Origin of the sequence: Megasphaera sp. DJF_B143 (assembly GCF_900320625.1) — a bacterium.
GTDB lineage: Bacteria > Bacillota > Negativicutes > Veillonellales > Megasphaeraceae > Megasphaera > Megasphaera hexanoica.
The window spans coordinates 1-3,516 of the sequence record NZ_ONTA01000143.1; the positions used below are offsets into that span (position 1 = coordinate 1).

Here is a 3,516-nt window from a genome sequence, read left to right on the forward strand (position 1 = left end):
CATGCCACGCCCTGCCCCAGGGATTGGCTACGCCTTACAAGCCAGAGTTCTTTTCCCGTGGCCAGGGCCAGCTCCTGTCCATCGCCCGGGCCGTCGTCATGGACCCGCAAATCCTCTTGTTCGACGAAATCACAGCCAACCTCGATTCCCTCACAGAATCCCAAGTTCTTCAGGCTCTGCAGGCAGTTGCCCAGAACCGGACCGTCCTCTCTATTTCTCATCGTCTTTACGAATCCCAGGGAGGCCGGCGCATCGTCATCGGAGATCCGTAGGAATCGCAGGTCGCTAGCTGATGGCTGCCGGTCGCACCAAAAAAAGAACCCTCACCGTCATGCAGCAGATGCACTATAAAAGAGAGCATCTGTTGCATGCGTCTGAAGGGTTCTTTTTTGCTGCAAACTATAAACTTTGTACTACAGGCTATTTCACCGGTGCTTCGATGGGATCGTAGTCAGCCGGTTTATCGGTGATAGCCGCTTCGTCAATGGCCGACGGTATGGGATCAAATCCCTGCCGGAAGAGAGACTTGATGGCAGCGATATAGGGAGGAACGATGGTGTCCATAAGGAGATAGCGCTTGCGGAAAAGATTGCGCTTCTGGGACTTGATTTCGCCGTATTTGCGCCGTTTTTCTTCGATAGGCAGGCGGAAATACCACTGTTCCTTACTATCAGGTACGGCACCTTCACCAACCCAGAAGTCATTGAAATTGGTCTTCTTCGAGCGGTTGCCGCGCAGCATGTGGCTGTTAGTATAGAAGCCTTCGTCGGTTATGACGTACATATCGTGAATGCCCAGTGTCTGGACGAAAATGCGCATCAAGTAAAGAATAAAATTCTTCGGACGGTATCCAAAAAGCTTTTTAGTCAGGACTTTCGTCGTTTCCAGGCCGTGTTTTGATCCCTGGATAGTACCGATATACATGGACGGTGTGCCATCAGCATTGTAGTCAAAGCGGAAATTAAAATGGTAAATCATCTGGCCTTCGTGATAGAGATAGAGTGACAGGAAGCCTTCCTTGCGCTGGCCCGTATCAAAGATGAGCCGTGCTTCCAAGGGCAGCGATTCATCCGGCGAGGTCCACAGGGTATAGCCATTTCCCCAGTACAGTTCGTGAATGACGTCATCGGAAAAGAACGTCCGCAAGATAGTGAAATGGTGCTTCAAGGCATCGAGGCGCTGGCGCATGGTCGAATTCTTGAATAAGAAGACGCGGGTCATGACTTCCTGGAAATCAGGATCATGCTGGTCAAAGAATCCTTTCATGGGTTCATAGTGATTGAAGAAATCGTACAATTCTTCAAACAAGGTCCGGTTAGATATGGCACGGGCAAAAAAAACGACAGCCCGCTTGTTTTCCTGGAAATTCCGTGGTCCGTATATAAGGCGCGATAAGTGCCAGAAATAGGAAATGCTGTGCATGAAATACCTCCTATCGAGTACAACTGCAATAATTGCAATAGTACTATTATACGGGCAAGACAAGCGGGCTGTCAATGTAGGATTAGTGGCTGGTGACTGGCTGCCAATCGTTATAATTTTCTAACAACATTTGACGGGACGTGGGACAAGTCGCGGACACCGGTAATCATCATGGCATCCATGAGTTCCCGCTTCAGTGTATCCAGAAGCAGTTTGACACCTTCCGCCCCGCCACCGATAGCGGCTACGGCAGCCGGACGTCCCAAAAGGACCGCATCAGCACCGAGAGCCAGCATCTTCAGTACGTCTTCGCCGTGACGGACACCGCCATCGACGAAAATCGTCAGCCGGCCTTTAACGGCATCAGCTATGCCCGGCAGCACATCCGCCGTACCTGCCATGCCGTCGAGGACACGGCCGCCGTGATTGCTGACGACAATGCCTTTTGCTCCGGCATCGGCACAGGCAACGGCTTCTTCCGGCGACATGATGCCTTTTACGATGAACGGCAGCTGGATGGATTTCACGATTTCTGTAATATCACCAGCGCTCTTAGGTCCTACTGGCTGGCCAAAGATGCGCATATTGATCAATGTCGCCGCATCAATATCGCTGGCAACGGCGAAAGCGCCGGCAGCTTCCGCTTCATGGGCTTTTTCTATGATTTTGTCATTACTGCGGGGTTTGATCGTCGGGATGACTACGCCCGGGCGTTTCTTACAGGAAGCAATACCCGAAGCATACATATAAGGAGCGCCGCTGTCTCCAGTAAAGCACAGCGTACCTGCGTCCATGGCACCCTGTGTCACGGCTTCATCATATTCCTGTTCTACTGTAGCCGGATCACCGTCTACCTTGGCATTCAGAACAATCCCACCGACAGGTGCAATAAGTACAGGCATACTCAGTTTGCGTCCCAGTATCTGACAGCTCGTATCCGGTTCATCCTGTCCGGACATGCTGCGCATGACCAGGCCGTATTCCTGCAATGCTTCCATATTGCGCATAAATGAACGGGCCGTGCGCAGGCCGCCAAAACCGGGAATCATGCCGACGCAGGCTTTCCCATTACATTCGGGACAGACATGACAGCCTTTCATTTTCTGACGCGCAATGTCACGTACTTCTTTCAAATCCATTTGACATACCTCCTTAAGTTGTATACATGTATGACACTTTATTTATATTGTACTGCAATGCATCCTGTTACGCTATAGAAAAATGCATCTATCATAAAACAAAAACGGGACTGCCCGAAGACAATCCCGTCGAATCCGCCTATAGAGACAGACTTAGTCCATTTTTACAAAAGCGTCTTTACCAGCGCCGCAGGTAGGACAAACCCAGTCATCAGCCAGGTCAGCAAATTTTGTGCCTGCTGCTACGCCGTTGTCAGCGTCGCCTTCTGCTTCATCATAAATATAACCACAAATAGTGCATTCGTATTTGTCCATGATTCTACCTCCAAAATCATACTAAATCTTAGTAAATAATTATGTTTCACTCATCACATCATATCATGGTCCTATAAAATTTGCAACTGAAAAATGTATATATGGTAGTGTTCCTAATGGACACACTACCATAAGGCCAAAGGTACATGCGAATTTACTTTGCCCGTTTCATCATATTCAAATCGACGATGCCCGTAGAATAGGGAGCTACTTCATAGAGCCCGAACAGGAAATGGATATTCCCCGCTTTATCGAGATAATAGTTTTCCGGAAGCTGTGTCAGGCCGGTAAAATAAGAAGAAAGCTGATACTTGCTGGAGAACAACGCCTGATTGATTTTTTTGATCGTAAAATACTTTTCATCGCCCGGCTTGATAATTTCCTGCCAGGTTACTTTTTTCCCCGTCGTCAAATCAAACGTTGTCCCTTTTTTCCAATGGGTCGGGTGAGCATCCCGGCCAAAATAGATTTGTCCCGATTCGACGATGGATAAATAGGTACCATCATTATGCGTTACTTCATAAGATTTCGTTTCCGTGACAAAACTATGATTGCCGGCTTTATCTTTCTGCTTATTGAAAAAATCCTGCGTTTCTTTCTGTTCATCTGCATAATACTGACGGATTTGTGCCGTCGCTGC

At 48.6% G+C, this 3,516-nt stretch carries 5 protein-coding genes; 1 reads left to right on the forward strand and 4 read right to left on the reverse strand.

Going from position 1 to position 3,516, the window contains the following annotated elements; all coding sequences use genetic code 11:
- Positions 1-272 (forward strand): ATP-binding cassette domain-containing protein (locus tag DBO31_RS04375; RefSeq protein WP_150824532.1); only part of this gene is annotated, 272 nt, incomplete at its 5' end.
- Between the two features lie 148 nt (positions 273-420).
- Here DBO31_RS04375 and DBO31_RS04380 read toward each other — a convergent pair.
- The 4 genes from DBO31_RS04380 to DBO31_RS04395 form a co-directional block, all read right to left on the reverse strand.
- A complete protein-coding gene (locus DBO31_RS04380; protein ID WP_059075383.1) occupies positions 421-1,422 on the reverse strand; it encodes a VirK/YbjX family protein in 1,002 nt (333 codons plus the stop codon).
- Between the two features lie 110 nt (positions 1,423-1,532).
- Entirely contained in the window at positions 1,533-2,561 is a 1,029-nt protein-coding gene (locus DBO31_RS04385; RefSeq protein ID WP_075581309.1) for an alpha-hydroxy-acid oxidizing protein, read from the reverse strand.
- A 153-nt stretch (positions 2,562-2,714) separates the two neighbouring features.
- Positions 2,715-2,876: a rubredoxin gene (locus DBO31_RS04390; protein ID WP_059075385.1), complete on the reverse strand. Its 162-nt coding sequence runs from the start codon at positions 2,874-2,876 to the stop codon at positions 2,715-2,717.
- A gap of 154 nt (positions 2,877-3,030) precedes the next feature.
- A partial coding sequence (locus tag DBO31_RS04395) for a DUF3298 domain-containing protein (protein ID WP_150824533.1) occupies positions 3,031-3,516 on the reverse strand: 486 nt, incomplete at its 5' end.